General features: G+C 58.9%; 18 protein-coding genes. 12 read left to right on the top strand and 6 right to left on the bottom strand.

Going from position 1 to position 18,220, the window contains the following annotated elements; genetic code table 11:
• Positions 1-9: 9 nt before the first annotated feature.
• Entirely contained in the window at positions 10-795 is a 786-nt protein-coding gene (locus V1T76_RS13135) for a hypothetical protein (protein ID WP_330561103.1), read from the bottom strand.
• 513 nt (positions 796-1,308) lie between these two features.
• On the opposite strand from V1T76_RS13135, the gene V1T76_RS13140 reads away from it, so the two are divergent.
• Complete coding sequence (locus V1T76_RS13140) at positions 1,309-3,807, top strand: arylsulfatase (protein ID WP_330561104.1); 2,499 nt, start codon at positions 1,309-1,311, stop codon at positions 3,805-3,807.
• 517 nt (positions 3,808-4,324) lie between these two features.
• On the opposite strand, the gene V1T76_RS13145 is transcribed toward V1T76_RS13140, so the two are convergent.
• From V1T76_RS13145 to V1T76_RS13160, 4 genes are all read right to left on the bottom strand, one after another.
• Positions 4,325-4,678 (bottom strand): hypothetical protein, encoded by a 354-nt coding sequence (locus tag V1T76_RS13145; protein ID WP_330561105.1) that lies wholly within the window; start codon positions 4,676-4,678, stop codon positions 4,325-4,327.
• A 38-nt stretch (positions 4,679-4,716) separates the two neighbouring features.
• Positions 4,717-4,905 (bottom strand): hypothetical protein, encoded by a 189-nt coding sequence (locus V1T76_RS13150; protein ID WP_330561106.1) that lies wholly within the window; start codon positions 4,903-4,905, stop codon positions 4,717-4,719.
• A gap of 436 nt (positions 4,906-5,341) precedes the next feature.
• Positions 5,342-6,022, bottom strand: a complete 681-nt coding sequence (locus V1T76_RS13155) for a Crp/Fnr family transcriptional regulator (protein ID WP_330561107.1) — start codon at positions 6,020-6,022, stop codon at positions 5,342-5,344.
• Between the two features lie 1,041 nt (positions 6,023-7,063).
• Positions 7,064-7,960 (bottom strand): transglutaminase family protein, encoded by an 897-nt coding sequence (locus V1T76_RS13160; RefSeq protein WP_330561108.1) that lies wholly within the window; start codon positions 7,958-7,960, stop codon positions 7,064-7,066.
• Positions 7,961-8,058: 98 nt separating this feature from the next.
• Here V1T76_RS13160 and V1T76_RS13165 point away from each other — a divergent pair, with 98 nt between their 5' ends.
• Together V1T76_RS13165 and V1T76_RS13170 are read left to right on the top strand one after the other, a co-directional pair.
• Positions 8,059-8,970 carry a transglutaminase-like domain-containing protein gene (locus V1T76_RS13165; protein WP_330561109.1) on the top strand — a complete coding sequence of 304 codons (912 nt, stop codon included), beginning with the start codon at positions 8,059-8,061 and terminating at the stop codon, positions 8,968-8,970.
• 442 nt (positions 8,971-9,412) lie between these two features.
• Positions 9,413-9,946, top strand: coding sequence for a hypothetical protein (locus V1T76_RS13170; RefSeq protein WP_330561110.1), 534 nt, complete (start codon positions 9,413-9,415; stop codon positions 9,944-9,946).
• Between the two features lie 122 nt (positions 9,947-10,068).
• Here V1T76_RS13170 and phnF read toward each other — a convergent pair whose 3' ends face one another.
• Complete coding sequence (gene phnF / locus V1T76_RS13175; protein WP_330561111.1) at positions 10,069-10,809, bottom strand: phosphonate metabolism transcriptional regulator PhnF; 741 nt, start codon at positions 10,807-10,809, stop codon at positions 10,069-10,071.
• 132 nt (positions 10,810-10,941) lie between these two features.
• Here phnF and phnG point away from each other — a divergent pair, with 132 nt between their 5' ends.
• From phnG to phnN, 9 genes are all read left to right on the top strand, one after another.
• Complete coding sequence (phnG, locus tag V1T76_RS13180; protein WP_330561112.1) at positions 10,942-11,427, top strand: phosphonate C-P lyase system protein PhnG; 486 nt, start codon at positions 10,942-10,944, stop codon at positions 11,425-11,427.
• A complete protein-coding gene (gene phnH / locus V1T76_RS13185) occupies positions 11,427-12,053 on the top strand; it encodes a phosphonate C-P lyase system protein PhnH (protein WP_330561113.1) in 627 nt (208 codons plus the stop codon). Before phnG ends, phnH begins: the two co-directional genes overlap by 1 nt.
• 4 nt (positions 12,054-12,057) lie before the next feature.
• The gene (locus tag V1T76_RS13190) at positions 12,058-13,182 is read left to right on the top strand and encodes a carbon-phosphorus lyase complex subunit PhnI (RefSeq protein WP_330561114.1); all 1,125 of its coding nucleotides are present in this window, start codon (positions 12,058-12,060) and stop codon (positions 13,180-13,182) included.
• Positions 13,179-14,108 (top strand): alpha-D-ribose 1-methylphosphonate 5-phosphate C-P-lyase PhnJ, encoded by a 930-nt coding sequence (locus V1T76_RS13195; protein WP_330561115.1) that lies wholly within the window; start codon positions 13,179-13,181, stop codon positions 14,106-14,108. Before V1T76_RS13190 ends, V1T76_RS13195 begins: the two co-directional genes overlap by 4 nt.
• Positions 14,105-14,893 carry a phosphonate C-P lyase system protein PhnK gene (gene phnK / locus V1T76_RS13200; protein WP_330561116.1) on the top strand — a complete coding sequence of 263 codons (789 nt, stop codon included), beginning with the start codon at positions 14,105-14,107 and terminating at the stop codon, positions 14,891-14,893. The genes V1T76_RS13195 and phnK overlap by 4 nt, the downstream gene beginning before the upstream one ends.
• An 8-nt stretch (positions 14,894-14,901) precedes the next feature.
• Complete coding sequence (gene phnL, locus V1T76_RS13205) at positions 14,902-15,606, top strand: phosphonate C-P lyase system protein PhnL (RefSeq protein WP_330561117.1); 705 nt, start codon at positions 14,902-14,904, stop codon at positions 15,604-15,606.
• A gap of 147 nt (positions 15,607-15,753) precedes the next feature.
• Positions 15,754-16,503: a DUF1045 domain-containing protein gene (locus V1T76_RS13210; RefSeq protein ID WP_330561118.1), complete on the top strand. Its 750-nt coding sequence runs from the start codon at positions 15,754-15,756 to the stop codon at positions 16,501-16,503.
• Entirely contained in the window at positions 16,500-17,645 is a 1,146-nt protein-coding gene (locus tag V1T76_RS13215) for an alpha-D-ribose 1-methylphosphonate 5-triphosphate diphosphatase (protein WP_330561119.1), read from the top strand. Before V1T76_RS13210 ends, V1T76_RS13215 begins: the two co-directional genes overlap by 4 nt.
• 13 nt (positions 17,646-17,658) lie before the next feature.
• The gene (gene phnN, locus V1T76_RS13220; protein ID WP_330561120.1) at positions 17,659-18,216 is read left to right on the top strand and encodes a phosphonate metabolism protein/1,5-bisphosphokinase (PRPP-forming) PhnN; all 558 of its coding nucleotides are present in this window, start codon (positions 17,659-17,661) and stop codon (positions 18,214-18,216) included.
• Positions 18,217-18,220 lie beyond the last annotated feature (4 nt).

The following is an 18,220-nucleotide window of genomic DNA, read 5'->3' on the forward strand; positions in this document are numbered from 1 at the left end:
ACTGCAAGACTAGAACTTGAACCGTGCGCCGAGGACCGGGCCATAGGTATCAAGAGCGTCAAGGCCGGCAACATCATCGAACCGCCAGCCGATGTAGCGATACCCTGCAAAAAGATCGATGTTCTTGATTTCATAACCGATGGCGCCGAAGAGCTGCCAGGTAACGTCCGACTGGCCGGTGCCGACATCGCCGTAATAGGCTACGGACCAGCGGTCGGTAATCTTGGTTTCCCCGCGCAAGCCCACGATGGCGTCGATGACTTGCCCCTGGTCATTTGCGCTGGCGCTGAAGTTGCCAAGTGAGAAATCGAGATCGGTGCTCAACCACAGATACCGAAAACCACCGAAACCGGCGATGCCGGTGCTTGGCGTATCGACAATCTTGTAGCCCAGAGAATTGGTCGTGATGAAGCCCTGGATCGTGGCATTCAGTCTTGCATCGAAAGTTCTTCTGACGATTCTTGCCGTCGTGGTCTTGGAGCCTTCCAGATTCATGTAAATCAGGTCGGAATAGACACCGAAGCGCCCTTTCTCGGCAGCAACAGACGTCATCACTGCAAAGCTCAGGTTCTCGATCACCTTGTTGAACGGCATGCTGATGTCATCGCCGGCAGCGGTTTCCCCGCCAAGGCCCGCCATCCAGAAATAGGGCGTGATGCTGAAATTCCATCGGTCTTCCACGATGTTAGCAGGTGTCACCGGCGGCTCGACCGGGAGATCGGCAGCGAGCGCAGGAGCTTGGGACATGAGAAGCCCAGCCAAGGCGACAGCGTTGGAAAGATGGATCTTCAACATTCTACCTTCTCGCTCTGCAACCGAACCGCGAAATAACATTCGCTTCACCCATCTTCAAATTTAGCCTGAATCTAACTTAGGGGCACTTTTAGTTTTATATTGAAGAAAACAAATCCCGGCAGCGTGACTTAATAGACACTGTTTCGGAGTGACCGCGCGCTGGAATAGGTGGACTTGGCGGTTTTGTTGACCTCTGAAAACAAACCACCTTCGTCAAACGTGTCATCTTCAGCAATCCGACGTCTAGACGACCAAAAGAAAGCCACGAAAACAACACCTTGACCCTGACCTGAACCCCAAAAACAGAACTCAATTAAAAATTGCGAGCCACGACCGTATCAAACAAAAATACAAGATAATACGTAGCGATGCGTAGTTGCTGGCAGATTATTTTACTGTACCGTGAGCCTTGGAATTCTCTAAAAACATAAATTTTACGTAGAGTTATTAGCCCTCGAAGGCATTCCAATACACGCGAAGGCTGACTCGGCAGTGTCAGTGCGGGAGGCAATAATGAGTTCAGTTAAAGTCTTTATGACGAGCGTTGTCGGGTTTGCGCTTTTGGTTGGCGCCACGGCTCAGGCAGATGCACAACCGGCTTCCGGTGCCCCGAATGCCACAACCACTCTCAATGGATTGCAGTTGCCACCACCTCCGCAACCTTTCGGCGGCAACATCGACACGCTTGCCGGGGACTCTACGCAGTGGTGGCCTCCGCGTGTCGTGCCCCCTGCCGAAGCTCCCAACGTTCTGCTGATTATCACCGATGATTCCGGCTGGGGCATTCCAAGCACTTTCGGCGGCGTCATTCCTCATCCGACCATGGACGCGCTTGCGGCGGATGGATTGAGCTTCACCAGCATCCACTCGACCTCGCTCTGTTCGCCCACACGCGCCGCGCTCATCACCGGGCGCAACCATCACAATGTCGGCTTCGGCGTTATCTCGGAACAGTCGACGGGGTATCCCGGCTACAACAGCATCATCACCGAAGACAAAGCCACGGTGGGCAGGATCCTTCTCGACAATGGCTACAACACGTCATGGTTCGGCAAGGACCACAACACGCCCGCCTTCGAGGCCAGCCAGAGCGGTCCCTTCGATCAGTGGCCGACCGGCATGGGGTTTGAATATTTCTATGGCTTCGTGGGCGGAGATGCCAACCAGTGGCAGCCGAACCTTTTTCGGAACACGACCCAGATCTATCCCTTTGATGGCAAACCCGGCTGGAACCTGATGACAGCGATGGCGGACGATGCCATCGACTGGATCACCCGGATGCACCAGATCGATCCGTCGAAGCCGTTTTTCGTCAAGTTCGCGCCCGGCGCTACCCATGCGCCCCACCACCCGACCAAAGAGTGGGTCGACAAGATCAGCGCCATGCATCTCTTTGATGATGGCTGGAACAAGCTCCAGGAAACAATCTTCGAAAACCAGAAGAACATGGGGCTGTTTCCGAAAGATGCGAAAATCACGCCTTGGCCGACCGACTACATCAAGAACTGGGATCAGCTCACGGATGTCGAGAAGAAGCTCTTCATTCGCCAGGTCGATGTCTTTGCCGCCTATTCGGCCTATATGGACGATGAAATCGGCCGCGTCGTTCAGGCCCTGAAGGATATCGGCGAATACGAAAACACCCTGATCATCTATATCAACGGAGACAACGGCACGAGCGCCGAAGGGGGCATGCTCGGCACGCCAAATGAAGTTGCCTATTTCAATGGCATCAATGCGATTCCCGCCGAAGAGCAGATGAAGTGGTACGACGTCTGGGGAACGGAGGCGACCTACAACCACATGGCTGTCGGCTGGACCTGGGCGTTCGACACGCCTTACCCCTGGATGAAACAGATCGCCTCGCAGCTTGGCGGCATCCGGCAGAACATGACGGTCACCTGGCCTGCGAAGATCACCGACAAGGGTGGAAGGCGCGATCAGTTCCTGCATGTGATCGACGTGGTGCCGACCATTCTCGACGTTGCCGGTATCGTTCCTCCGCAAACCGTCGACGGCATCACCCAGGCTCCGATGGACGGCAAGAGCTTTGCCTATCTGTTCGACAAGGCGAATGCCAGCGCGGCTCCACCCCGTGACACCCAGTATTTCGAGATGTTCGGTCAGTGGGGCCTCTGGCAAGATGACTGGTTCCTTGCCACAAAGGTGAACCGCGCTCCCTGGGATGCCTTCGGCGCTGCCAATGAGGATCCCCTGAACAATCAGGTGTTCGAACTTTACAATCTCAAGACCGATCCGACGCAAACGACGGACATTGCCGCGGAGAACCCTGACAAGGTTCGGGACCTGAAGGAAACCTTCATCAGGGAAGCAACCAGATACCAGGTGTTTCCTCTTGATGCGTCGGTTGGCCCGCGCGTTGCGGCACCGCGTCCAAACATCACCGCGGGCCGTGACGAGTTCGTCTATACCCGCCCTATGACCGGATTGCCGCAGGGCGATTCACCGAGCATTCTCAACAGTTCCTACGCGATCACTGCGGAACTGACTGTTCCAGAAGGCGGTGCCGAAGGCATGATCCTGACATCGGGAGGCCGCTTTGCGGGGTACGGTTTCTATCTGTTGGACGGAAAACCCGTGTTCCTGTGGAACCTGGTTGATCTGGACAGGATCAAATGGGAAGGCAAGGAAGCACTCACCCCGGGAAAGCACACGCTTGAGTTCGACTTCAAGTACGACGGATTGGGGGCCGGAACGCTTGCCTTCAACAACATGAGCGGGGTTGGCCGTCCCGGCACAGGCACGCTCAAGGTCGATGGCGAGTTGGTCGACACCAGGAAAATGGAAAAGACCATCCCGATCATCCTGCAATGGGACGAAGCGTTCGACATCGGCTCGGACACCCTGACCGGGGTCAATGACGCCGACTACAAGCCGCCATTCCCTCTGACCGCCAAACTCGACAAGCTGACGATCAAGGTCGACCGGCCAAAGCTTTCCGAGGCAGACATTGCCAAGCTGAAGGCGGCCACACAAAAAGCCAGCGACTGACCTTTGCGCCAGTCATGTGCGCCGGCGCTCATCCCTGATGCGCTGCCGGGCATTTCCGGTCAGAGGAAGCAAAAGACGTGACTGGGTCAAAAAAGGGGAGAACCATTGTTTGCCGGTGACATGGCAGTTCCCTGCCGAGAATTGCCTGCGCACCGGCTGAGCAGATAAATTACCCTGGTTCTAAGGGGGGTGAAGGACCGGAAACTCGCGTCGCCCGGCAGATCGCCGGGACACGTTTCGCCGCCCCTGAATGAAGTCAATCTCGGTCGGGACGCACCGCTAGACTTTGCTCTTGTTCCGGCTCGTCGATAACGACCCGTATGTCTTCATTTTCCGCCAACTGGATGACGAAAGTCTCCCTTCGGCTAGTGCGCTGTTTCCGGCGAAAAAAGTCTCTGAGTGTGAGACCTTCCTTCACATAGTAAGCAACTGTATCCACTGCGGCCTGATCCTGAAGCTGGACGTTCTCGGCAGGCGTCGGACCAACTAAACTCTCCGGCACGATGAACGCTCCCGATCAGGACTTGTCCAGTTCGAGCGCAGCCAGGCAGGCTTGCGCCAGATCCCGGTCCGAGCTGTCCGAACCAGGAACCGTCGCCCATCCAGTTTCCATGAGCACATTCCTGCGCTGGTATGCAGAGGTTTCACGGATCTTCGCCAGCTTTGCCGCGCGTTCTGTATCCGCTTGGGACAGGCTCACGCAAACCGGCACCAGCGCTGCAATCACTTCGTCATGCGACTGCGCGTTCGCCATCTTTGCCGCGCCTCCACCCGTTACCCAGCCACCCCAGGAAAACCCCACAGTGCTCACGGCAACTGCGCCGATCACGACGCCATAGGTGACAGGTTTAAGCCATTCGGGAATATTCATTTGATGTCCTTCCATTGGAGCAGGCAACGCCTTGCTGTTTATTCGTCATCGTTGGCAGGCTGGTCTCGGTTGAGCACGGATTCCAGATCATTTCCGGAGATTTCACGCATCTCGGTCCTGCCGTGTCCCATGATGATCAGGTAGGTTGCCTTCTTTCTGTAGGCCAGGAAGCTCACCCCCTGCAGCTCTTCCTCCTCAACGAGAACCTCGTAGTCGCCTGCAGGCAATACGTCTGAATGACCCTTTAAAGTGAAAGGTTGGCAAAACGTCACAGTCGATCTGGTTGATCGCGTATTCATGTTGGATGCCGCCGATCTGTTTGATGGTTGCCTCATGCAATCGCAATGAAAGTCTTTTCGAGGGAAAGAACCCGCAGGCACGATCTTGCGATAACATTATCAGGCACTTTGATGACGCAGGCTGATCCAGGTTAGCCTGAAGGCTTTTATTCTTCTGTATCCGCTCGTTCTTCTAGACCGTGCGGTTTCCGCCCTTTTCCACTTGCCGGACGCACCTCACACAGACTACCTGCTTGCGATCCAGTTTCCGTCGGCCTGGCGGATCTCTTATTTGGGCCGAAGGCCAGGCCAGTGAGGTGATTTCATGCAGAGACGAGCAAAGATCCGGAATGTCGAAAGCACGATCCGGTAACGGCCCCAGCAGTTACTTCAGTACCGGCCCTGTGTGATCGAGGTAGGCCTCGTCGAACTCTGCAAGCTCGACAAGGCGATGCCGGTTGTCGAACGTCACGTGACCGTTTCGAAATGTCAGCAGACCGTTTTCCCGCAATTGCCGCAGGACGCGGTTGACGTGGACCGCGCTTAATCCCAGTGCGTCGGCGAGATGATATTGCGTCAACGGGCACTGGAAGCCTGCCTTGTTGCCCATGCCCACCAGGGCCAATCTGGCGCCGAGCTCGAGCAGAAAATGCGCCATGCGCGCATCTGCGTCGCGGCGGGCAACGTTCACAAGATGCTCAACCACCATTGCTTCGTCTCGTGACGCAGCCCACAGGATCGCGTTTGCCAGGCGAGGCGTCTGCGCGAAGGCTTCAAGCAGGTCGCTCGCCAGAACTTCGATCGCCTGGATATCGGTAACCGGCTCAAAGCTGTGATCGGACGTGCGCAAGAGCACGCTACGCAGGCCCAGAAAATCACCCGGGATCTGAAAATCAATGATCTGGCGCGTGCCGTCACGCTGGACCTTGTAGGAACAGACCCAACCTTCCGAGAGTATGTAGGCTGCCTGTTCCGATTGCCCCTGCTGCACAAGATCTCGCCCCGCCGCAAAAGACCGGCGCCGCTTGTGCAATCGTTCCAGAACCTCAAGTTCTACCGGAGACAACGTTACGTATCCCGCCAGCTTCCGAGTGAAGGGGCTGTTTTCAATCACGTTCAAGTGGGACCTACCGGGCCGGCTGCGATTTCAGACACGGGACTGTGCTGGCACTGCTTTCGATCAGTACAGCTTAATGCACTTCCTGCGACAATGGGAAATTCAAGAGGCACAAAGTCATCCTTGAAGTTCAATTCCGAAAAGGGAATACCGCAATGGCTGACCAGACAGATTACGCCGGAATGGCTGCGCTTTCGATCTGCGAGTCACTTCTGCTTGCCTTGAACGATCATAAGCTTCTTCCCGAGCATGAGATTGCAGGCGTTCTGCAGGACGCCGCAGCGGCTCACGAAAATGCCCTTGGGACAGAAGCCGAGAGGAAAACGCACCAGGCTGCCGCAAGCTTGATAAAGCGTATCATAGCCGGCGGAAACTCAGTTCGGAGATTGTAGCAGGAGCAGGCTGCTGGAAACGCGCCATGTTTGCCGTCAACGAAGGCACTTTCTTTGGAAGATTTCGTGATCTTCGATAAGGAACCTGCATTTTTAACAGCAGAATCGAATAATAAAAGTACATTCTAAAATAATTCAATATAACTTCCAAAAATCTAAAAAAATAATCTGCCAATCAAAAAATCATACCAAAATATTTTCAAAATAAAATTCGCAAAACCAAAATTTATTCCTATATAATACAGTATCTGCAGCAATTTTACAGGGCGCTGCCGACAGGAGCCTACACACTTCGCCCCAAAATCGAGGGCGGAATGGCGACCATCAGATCCACTTTCCAAAAATTCCTGGACCCCGAATCCTTCACCACCTATTTCGCGTTTCTGAGTTTCGCGATGATCATCTACGTGTCTGTTGAGGGCTATTTCTGATCAACGACGATTGCCGTCGGAGGCGTGCTGAGGGGGTGAAGGCAACGCGAAGGCAAAGTTCAGGTTGTTGAGGCCAGGGTCTTTAAAGGGAAAATGAGCCAGGTGCCCGGCATGACAACGGCCAGGGTCGATGAGTGTCACCCCGATTGTCTTACGCAAGCTTTGCCCTAAGCGGAACTCCCCGGGTCGTAGGGCTCGATACTGGTCTTCACCTCAACATCCATTCCCAAAAACTTCGCTCCGGAGCGCGGATCGTATGTTCCGCTGATGGGGATCGCCTGGCGGGGCGTCCGGGCCACGGCGACCCGAATGAGGTTGGGGCTTCCGATGATGCGATTTGTCGGATCGAATTCCACCCAGCCTTCGCCGGGCAGATAGACTTCCGCCCAGGCATGGGTCGCTCCACCGCCGGAGTGCATGTGTCCGTCATCGGTGACATCGTTCAGATACCCCGTCACAAAACGGGTTGCGAACCCGGAGCGGCGCGCGGCTTCCATGAACAGGAAAGCAAAATCCCGGCAACTGCCGGTTCCTTTTTTCAGAGTTGTCGCGGCGCTCTGCGTGCCGCTTCGCTCCCGCCGGATATAGGTCAGCTTGTCGTTGACCGTCTCGGACAACAGCCGCAAGAAAGCGAGAACCTCATCTGGGCCAGGACCGATCACCGCCGCCAGCCAGGCATCGATTGCCTCGCCTTCTTCCGGGTTTTCAAGCGATATGAATGGCGCAAGGTCGATAAGATCTTCCTCTGGATAAGCGAAGGGGTAAGCGCTTCTGCCCCGCTCCGGAGACGCGATGAAATCATCGTGGGAAAACCGCCTGATCAGCAGCTCACTGCGAAATTCGAGCACGTTCGAGGCGTCGGAAAACTCCGCGTTCGCAACCGAATTGCCGAACGTGTCGAAGTGCCAACTCAGCCGCGGTTCGGGCGAAATGGCAATTGCAGATGAGAGCAGCCGCAAATCGTGACCGTCTCTTGGGCGCAGCAAAAGCCGGTGAGCTCCAAACTTTACCGGCCGGCTGTAGCGATATCGTGTAGTGTGGAGGATGCGAATAGCGGTTGTCATCGGAACCTTGTCGCCCCCGCATGCCGTTGTTGGTTGTCCTTGGCTCGGAAAGCGCTGCAGCCTGGACCCTATTTAGCTCATGCACAAGGAAGATCGACATGCTCATCCGAATAGGATTTGAGATTACCGTCACATGCCCAGAGCCTGTCCCGATGCTTTTGGCCTTGAGTGTTCACAGCGATTTTGCCGGCAGAGTGATCGGCTCCGATCATGTCCGAAATATAAGCATCCCCAATATCCGGGAATACACGGACGGTTATGGCAATCGCATCACCCGGGTAACCGCTCCCCCAGGCGTGTCCACGTTCTGGTCCGACTGCATCGTGGAAGTGGACGGCCAGCCAGACGAAGTGCATCCCGCAGCATCGCAAATCCCTTTGCAGGATCTGCCCAACGAAACGTTGACCTACCTTTTCGCAAGCCGCTATTGCGACTCCGACCTGATGGGGGAATTCGCCTGGAAAACATTCGGGCAGACGAAAGAGGGATGGTCAAGAGTTCAGGCGATCTGCGACTTCGTTCACAGTCAGGTCACGTTCGGCTACAACTTCGGCCGGCCGGACAAAACTGCGGCAAACGTCCTGAAGGAAAAGACCGGCGTTTGCCGGGATTTTGCCCAACTGGCGATAAGCCTGTGCCGGGCGATGGGCATACCGGCCCGCTATACCAGCGGTTATCTGGGAGACATCGGTGTCGCCGACACGGGTTTCGACGATTTCTGCGCCTGGTTCGAAGTTTTTCTGGACGGCAGATGGTACACGTTCGATGCGCGCTACAACGTACCAAGGGCCGGACGTGTTCTGATGGTCAGGGGGCACGATGCGGCCGACGTCGCGATGATGACGTCTTTCGGCGCCTATGAGCTTACCGGCTTCCGTGTCTGGAGCCTTGAGTTGGCCGACACGGAAGACGATGAGGCCTTGCACCAGTCGCTTGAAACCAGACCGCACCCCCAACAACGCGGATTGGGAAGTCAGCAGGACGCAATCCTATTGCAGACAAGCATCTGACCCCTTCGGCAATTCAGATACCTGACTTGATGAAGCAAGAAGGATTGGGCGTTGCTGTGCGGTTTGGACTTTCGCTCGACGCGCGCGACTGACGTGTTCCGTGGATGCAGCAGCGTTAGGAAGCCTCCCAAGAACAACCAGATCTGGGCGATCGCCCGTGAACGCTCCTGTCGGTCTCATGCTCAGGTGACCGGGTTTGGCCTTCGGGAGCTTCGCGCCGCCGTCCTCAATCGGCTCACCACAACTCCCATACCCTCGACACCAAAAACCAAAGGTTCCGCGGGAAGCCGATCCCGGCCTTTTTCTTGAGACTATTCCCATTCAGTCAACGAAGAGCTTGTATGACTTTGCCGGAAACGAATGAGTTTCAAGCCCTTGCACGGTTCGCGGGGCAGCCGGACGCATGTGTCCGCACATCAATATGTTCTTGAGGGACTTTGGAATGAAATTCAGAGCTTTTGTCTCGGTGCTGGCCCTGCTGCCGGCAACAAGCGTGGCGGCCGCGCCGTTCAGCAGTGGTGACTGGGAAGCAGCCAGGATCGGCGGGACCTGTGTTGTCTACAACAATGCGCCCGCGCGCGACACCTCCGGATCGCTGCAGTTCAGCTTCGACGTCAAAGGCTACAACGCAGATTTCACTTACGAATATGCCCCCTACACCGAAAACGAGGAAGATCCCTGGGCCGAGACAGATCTGGTTGAAATCACCATTGACGGGGAAGATATCTGGCTGGGCGAGGAAATGTTCCCTGTCGGCATGCAGGCCCCAAACAAGCTCTCGATGACATCCGGCTTCGTGAAGGACATAGCCGCGGCAGTAGCCAACGCAGAGACGAATGTCGACATTTCCGTGGAACGCGAGAGCCTGGGTGAAACCTGGCTCTATGGCCGTTTCTCACCGGCCGGTTTCAGCGAGAGCCTGGCCAAGGCCGCCGAGATGTGTGACTTCGACCCGGAAAATCTGCCGGAATCCTGATAAAAGCCTTTTCGGCGACACGTGAAAACGTTTGATCCCTGCGGCTCCGGGAATTGGTTCCGGGGTTTGCCGGTCGAAGAATAGCGCTGGCTTGGCGCTTCAGGCGAAGGCGCTAGCTGCCCTCAGGTGTCACCGCTGACAACAAGCTGCATGCGGTCGGCGGCGACGCGGGCCCGGGTGCATTGCAGGGGCTTGCCGGCCATATCCAGATTGACGCTTTCCACCACCATCACCGGCTGGCCCAGCGCCAGCCCGAGCTGTTGGGCGTCCCGTGTTTCCACCAGTTCGGCGGTAATCCGTGTTTCCTTGCGGCGATAGTCGGAAATGCCAGCCCGGTTCAGGGCTGTGGTGATCGACCCTGTCTCGGCATAGTCGGCAACGAAGTTGGGCACGCGGGCCTGTTCGAACCAGCTTGTCGCAACGATCATCGGCACACCGTCGGCAACACGCAAGGTTTCCACGCGAATGAGCACCGTGCCGAGCGGCACGCCAAGCTGATGCGCCAGAAGAGCGTCGGCTTCCTCGATTGCGGACCCGATCAACCGACCGGACGGGGCCCGAAGCTGGCCTGAAACGATTTCCGAAAAGCGCGTGCGCGGCCCGATGGGGTAGCTGAGCGGGGCGGAGGCGACAAAGGTGCCGCGGCCCTGATCTGCCCGCAGAATGCCATCCGACGTTAACGCGGCAATGGCCCGGCGCACCGTGTGGCGGTTGACGCCAAAACGGCTCGCAAGCTCAGATTCCGGCGGCAGGCGGCTGCCTTTTTCAAAGGCGCCGCTCACGATTTCCGCTTTCAGCGTTTCCATGATCTGGCGCCACACCGCAATTCCGGCGCTGCGGTCGAGAGTGCTGTTTGTCGTCATGAGCCCGTCATCAAATTTCGGTACCAAAGAGTCAACCGGATTATTTGTCTAGACAAATAGACAAATCAGATCTAGGACAAGGGCGTTTTCGAACGCTTTCCGAAGAACCGCCCAACCCAAAAGGCGCGCTTCATGACAGACATACCCTCCACATCCTCCCCGGACACCGAAGCCGGCGCGGCAGTCGGCGCCCGCCAGAAGGTCATCGCAACACTGGCCGCTGCATCCGCCGAAGCTGTCGCGGAAAAATTCAACGCGCTTCCTTCGCAGAGCTACGAACTGGTGCGCCAGCCCGAGACTGGACTGGTGATGGTGCGTGGCCGCATGGGCGGAACCGGCAGCCCGTTCAATCTGGGCGAGGTCACTGTGACCCGCTGCGTCGTCCGGCTTGAAACCGGCGAAACCGGCAACGCCTACAGTCTTGGCCGCAACAAGCAGAAGGTGCTGCAATCGGCCGTGATCGACGCCTTGTGGCAAAGCCCGGCGATGCAGGGACGCATCGAGGCGGACATCATCGCACCGCTGGCCGAAGCCCAGCAAGGCGCGAAGGAAACCGTCCGCCAGGAAACCGAGGCCACCAAGGTCAACTTCTTCACCATGGTGCGGGGAGACAACTGATGAGCGCAAGCAACGCAACCGCCGCCGCCCCCCTGGCCGCGGGCTTTCAGGATCCTGTTCACGATGCGCAGGGCTGCTTCCGTGCCATCATGAACGCCATGGCCCGCCCGGGCACCCGGCAGACGATTTCCGCCGGCAATCTGAAGCCGCCCGCACCGCTGACACAGGTGGCCGCCGCCATTGCCCTGACCCTTTTCGACTACGACACACCGATCTGGCTCGACAAACCGCTGATGACGTCGGACGCGGTGAAGACCTTCCTGCGTTTCCACACCGGCTGCCCGATCGTCACCGAACCGGTGGAAGCGGCCTTCGCGCTGGTCAGCGCGCCGGTGAGCATGATCCCGCTGGCAAGTTTCAACCAGGGCTCCGCCGAATATCCGGACCGCTCGACCACGGTGATCCTGACCGGGCAGGACTTCAGCTCTCATCCGTCTGTCACCTTCAGCGGTCCGGGCGTCAAGGACACCGTGTCCTTCGGCTCCGGCCCGGTTCCGCCGGTCTTCTGGGATCAGGTGATCGCCAACAACCGCCAGTTTCCCCGGGGCATCGATCTGGTCTTTGCCGGCCAGGACGCACTGGCTGCCCTGCCCCGCTCCACCCGCATCCTGAAAGCGGAGGTCTGACACCATGTATGTAGCCGTAAAGGGTGGCGAAAAAGCAATTCGCAACGCCCACAAGCTCATGGCCAAGCGCCGCCGGGGTGACACATCCGTTCCCTCGCTGACACTGGAGCAGATTGCCCAGCAGCTCTCCCACGCCGTTGCCCGCGTCATGGGCGAAGGGTCGCTCTATGACGAAATGCTGGCCGCGCTTGCCATCAAGCAGGCACGCGGCGACCTGATCGAGGCCGCTTTCCTGATGCGGGCCTACCGCACGACCCTGCCGCGCTTCGGCTACAGCCAGCCGGTCGACACCGCGAAAATGCTGGTGGAACGGCGCGTCTCGGCCACCTACAAGGACCTGCCCGGCGGCCAGGTGCTGGGCCCGACCTTCGATTACAGCCACCGCCTTCTGGACTTCGCGCTGGCCGCCGAAGAGGACGGCCTTGAAAAGCCGGCCGAAACCGCCCGCGTCGAAGACGACAGCATGCCGCGCGTCACCGATCTGCTAGGCGACGAAGGCCTGATGGAGCCGGACCCGATCACTGACGAGGACGCCCCGGTCGGTGACCTGACCCGTGAACCCCTGTCCTTCCCGGCCGACCGGGACCTGCGCTTGCAGAACCTTGCCCGTGGCGACGAAGGCTTCCTGCTGGCGCTGGCCTACTCCACCCAGCGCGGCTATGGCCGCACACACCCCTTTGCCGGTGAAATCCGCTACGGCGAAGTGGAGGTGGAGTTCTTTGCAGAGGAACTCGGGTTTGCCGTGACGCTCGGCACCATCAAGGTGACCGAATGCCAGATGGTCAACCAGTTCAAGGGCTCCGCCAAAACCGCCCCGACCTTCACCCGCGGCTACGGCCTCGTCTTCGGACAGGTGGAAAGGAAGGCCATGTCCATGGCCATGGTCGACCGTTCCATGCGCTGGCAGGAACTGGGGGAAGAGCCATCCGCCCCGGCCCAGGACGTCGAATTCGTCCTGTCCCATTCAGACAACATCCAGGCGACCGGCTTCGTCGAACACCTGAAGCTGCCGCATTACGTCGATTTCCAGGCCGAACTGGACCTCGTGCGCCGCATGCGCGGCGAATGGTTCGAAAAACGCCGTCAGGAAGAAGAAAAGGGCGACGCTGCCCGGGAGGCCGCAGAATGAACGACACGGCTCAGATTTTCGAACAGGGCGAATACAACTTCGCCTATCTGGACGAGCAGACCAAGCGCATGATCCGCCGGGCAATCCTGAAGGGCATCGCCATTCCGGGCTACCAGGTGCCTTTCGCCTCGCGCGAGATGCCGATGCCCTATGGCTGGGGCACTGGCGGGGTGCAGGTGACGGCGGCAATTCTGGGCAAGAACGATTGCCTGAAGATGATCGACCAGGGCTCCGACGACACCACCAACGCCGTGTCGCTGCGCGGTTTCTTTGAAAAGACTGCAGGCGTGCGCACCACCTTCGAGACGTCGGAGGCAAGCGTCATCCAGACCCGCCACCGCATTCCGGAAAAGACCTTGCGCGAAGACCAGATCATCGTCTTCCAGGTGCCGATCCCAGAACCGCTGCGCTTCCTTGAACCGCGCGAAACCGAGACCCGGAAGATGCATGCGCTTGAGGATTACGGCCTCATGCACGTGAAGCTCTACGAGGACATTGCCAAGAACGGCCATATCGCCACCACCTACGCCTATCCGGTGAAGGTCAACGACCGCTATGTGATGGACCCTTCGCCAACACCGAAATTCGACAATCCGAAGATCGACCAGATGGCAGCCCTTCAGCTTTACGGCGCCGGCCGCGAGAAACGCATCTACGCCATTCCGCCCTACACCAAGGTCAAGAGCCTCGACTTCGAGGATTACCCGTTCGAGGTGCAGAAATTCGACAAACCCTGCGGCCTGTGCGGCGCGGAGAATGTCTATCTCGACGAAGTGATCCTGGATGACAAGGGCGGACGCATGTTCGTCTGCTCCGACAGCGACTATTGCGAGGAACGGCGCGCGGAGGGCCACCTCGGCCCGATGGCAGCCGATCCGGCGGCACATCAGTTCGGCGCCACCCAGGCAGAGGAGACCGCCCGATGAACGCCTTTCCGACCACGGATCCGCTGCTGCAGGTTCACAACGTCACCCGCTATTATGGCGACCGCGTCGGCTGCGCCGATGTCTCCTTCGATCTGTGGCCCGGCGAAGTGCTGGCCATCGTCGGCGAAAGCGGTTCCGGCAAGACCACGCTGCTCAACTGCCTGTCGACGCGGCTGGCTCCGACGGCGGGTGCCATCGAATACCGCATGCGCGACGGCACCATGCGCAATCTCTACCAGCTGACCGAGGCAGAACGCCGCCTGCTGATGCGCACCGACTGGGGCTTCGTGCACCAGAATGCCGCCGAAGGCCTGCGCATGAATGTTTCCGCCGGTGCCAACGTCGGCGAACGGCTGATGGCGGTGGGCGAACGTCACTACGGCAACATCCGCTCCACCGCTGACGACTGGCTGGGACGGGTGGAAATCGACAGTGACCGTATCGACGACGATCCGCGCTCCTTCTCCGGTGGCATGCGCCAGCGCCTGCAGATCGCCCGCAACCTCGTCACAAGGCCGCGGCTGGTCTTCATGGACGAGCCAACCGGCGGTCTGGATGTCTCCGTTCAGGCCCGCCTTCTGGACCTGCTGCGCCGTCTGGTGGCCGATCTCGGGCTTTCGGTAGTCATCGTCACCCACGACCTTGCCGTCGCCCGGCTGCTGTCGCACCGGATCATGGTGATGCGCCACGGCGATGTCATCGAAAGCGGCCTGACGGATCAGGTGCTCGACGATCCGCGCGAGCCCTATACCCAGCTGCTCGTTTCTTCCATTCTCCAGGTATGAGGACCGAAATGCCCGTACGCCTCTATCTCAACAATGTCGGCAAGTCCTTCACCATGCACCTGCAAGGCGGGACCGTCATTCCCGTAGTCGAGAAAGTCGAATTCTCGGTCAATGCCGGCGAATGCGTCGTCCTTGGCGGCCCCTCGGGAGCCGGCAAAAGCTCGATCCTCAAGATGATCTATGGCAACTACCGCTGTGACGAGGGCCAGATCCTGGTGACGGCCGGCGATGAGATCGTCAACATTGCCGGCGCCGAGCCGCGCAAGATTCTGCGCCTGCGCGAAGACACGATCGGCTACGTCAGCCAGTTCCTGCGCACCATTCCGCGCGTGTCGGCGGAAGATGTGGTTGCGGAACCGCTGATCGCCCAGGGCACCAGCGAGGAAGAAGGTGTCGACAAGGCCCGCTCCCTGCTGTCTCGGCTGAATGTGCCCGAGCGCCTGTGGACCCTGCCGCCGGCCACCTTCTCCGGCGGCGAACAGCAGCGCGTCAACATCGCCAGGGGGTTCATCGCCCATTATCCGATCCTGCTGCTGGACGAGCCGACCGCCTCGCTCGACGCCGCCAACCGAGCCGTGGTTGTCCGTCTGGTGGAAGAGAAGAAAGCCCAGGGCGTAGCAATGGTTGGCATCCTGCACGATCAGGATGTGCGGGAGCAGATTGCCGACCGCATCATCGACGTGACGGGATTCAGCGCGGAAGCGGCCGCCTGAGGCGCAAGATGAGGAAAGGCTTGCAGACGGGCGGAAACTGTCACAGAAAAGTCACCGCCCGTCTTTAGGTCACTCCTTCAGAAAGTTGAAGGACGTGGCCCTGCCACTTCCCGGCCGAACCACATTTCAAAAATTGCGATTCCCCTCATGCGCTATGCTCTCTATTTCGCCGCCAATGCCGACGACCGCCTGATGCAGCTCGGAAACACCTGGCTCGGGCGTGATCCCTTCACCAGCGCGGCCCTGACCCAACCGGAATTGCACGGCATGACACCTGCACGCTTTCACGAGCTGACGACCGATCCCCGACGCTATGGTTTTCACGGGACCTTGAAAGCCCCGTTTTCCCTCGCAGCCGATCAGACCGAGGCGGGGTTGGTGGAAGCCTGCACAGCCTTTGCAGCGGAAATCGCGCCTTACGAGATAGAAGCCCTCGGCGTGAACAGGCTTGGCCGTTTTCTGGCACTCACCCCTGAGGCAGAAGAGCCGGCCCTGCGTGCCTTTGCCAGCCTGTGCGTGCGCCGGTTTGAGCCGTTCCGCGCACCGCTTTCGGAAGCGGATCTGGAGCGCCGCCGCAAGAGCAGACTGTCGGAAAAACACGACACCTATCTCGTCAGATGGGGCTATCCCTATATCTTCGATGAATTCCGCTTTCATCTGACTCTGTCCAACAAGCTGGAAGACGACACCGACATGGAACGGCTGACGAATGCCGCCCGAGACCATTTCGCGGATGTCACCGGCAGGAAAAGGCTGTGCCGCCACGTCGCGCTTTACACCGAAGCCGAGCGCGGCGCGCCGTTTGAGGTCCGCACGGTATTTGAGCTGACCGGCAACACCGCCCCCGCTGACGCGCTCAGCCAGAGCGGGCATCTGTCCCAAGAGGAAACTGCATGAGCAAGCACCCCAAAGTCTTCAAGAATGCCCGTCTGGTTCTCGCAGGCGAAGTGTTCGACGGCTCCCTGACGGTCGACGATGCCGGTCTGATTTCCGGCGTCGGATCGCCGACCGACGTCGACGGCCATGACTGCGAAGGCGATTACCTGCTGCCCGGCCTGATCGAACTGCACACCGACCACCTGGAAACCCACTACGCGCCGCGTCCGAAAGTGCGCTGGAACCCGGTTTCCGCCGTCCAGGCCCACGATGCCCAAATTGCCTGCTCGGGCATCACCACGGTTTTCGATGCCCTGCGCGTTGGCATGGATGAAGACGCGGACCTCGGCTATGCGGACATGCGCGCACTTGCCGACGCCATTGAAACCGGCCAGCGGGAAAACCGCCTGCGCGCCGATCATTTCATCCACCTGCGCTGCGAAGTGTCCGCGCCAGACGTGCTCGACGCCTTCAAGGTGTTTGAGGATGATGACAGTATCCGCCTGATCTCGCTGATGGACCACACGCCCGGTCAGCGCCAATTCGTGTCGATGGATGCCTACAAGGTCTACTATCAGGGCAAGAAGGGATTCACCGACGCCCAGATGGACGAGTTCATCCGCAAGCGCCAGGCACGCGCCAGCAGCCTCGCCCCTGAAAACCGCAAGCATCTGTCGGACATCGCCCAAGCGCGCGGCATCGCCATCGCCAGCCACGATGACGCCACCACCGCCCATGTGAACGAGGCAATTTCGCTGCAGACGAAAATCGCCGAGTTTCCGACCACTCTGGAAGCCGCCAAGGCGTCACACGAAGCCGGCATGGCCGTTCTGATGGGCGCGCCGAACGTCGTTCGCGGCGGGTCTCATTCGGGCAACATCTCGGCGAAGGAACTTGCAGAGGCAGGCGTTCTGGATGTGCTGTCCTCCGACTATGTGCCGATTTCGCTGTTGCAGGCTGCCTTCCAACTGGCTGATGAGGTCGAAGCGATTTCTCTGCCGCAATCTGTTGCCATGGTCACGTCAACGCCTGCAAAGGCCATCGGCCTGGAAGACCGCGGCGTTCTGGACCCCGGCCTCAGGGCCGATCTCATTCAGGTGAAGATGGTGGGCGACATTCCGGTCGTGCGCGGCGTCTGGCGCGAGGGCAAAAGGGTTGCCTGAGGCTGGCTCCGTCATGGCTGAAAAGCTCGGCCCCGGCCGCATGGTGCTTGTGGTGGGCCCGAGTGGGGCTGGCAAGGACACGCTGATGGCCGCGCTCAAAGCCCGTCTCGCGGGCCGAACGGACGTCAGCTTCGCCCGGCGTGCCATCACCCGTGCGGCAGATGTCGAGGCCGAGGATCACGACACGCTTTCACGCACCGAATTCGACCGGTTGAGAGCTGACGGAAAAGTTGCCCTTTGCTGGGAAGCCCACGGGCTCGGCTACGTCATTCCGCAAAGCTACGACCAGGCAATCGCAGCCGGCGAAACCGTTATTGCCAATGGCTCACGCAAGGTTCTGAAGCAGGCAGAAGACAAGTACCGCAACGCCAGCGTTTTGCTGATCACCGCCCCGGTCGAAATTCTGGCCGAACGTCTTGCTGCGCGCGGCCGCGAAAGCAGGCAGGAAATAGAAGACCGGCTACGCCGCGCCGACCTGGAACCGGAAAACGTCGCCAACCTGATCCGCATTGAAAACACCGGTACGGTGGACGATGCGGTCGACAGGATGGTCGCCGCACTTGGCCTTTGACCCT

It is taken from the genome of Roseibium sp. FZY0029 (assembly GCF_036350355.1).
Classification (GTDB): Bacteria; Pseudomonadota; Alphaproteobacteria; order Rhizobiales; family Stappiaceae; genus Roseibium.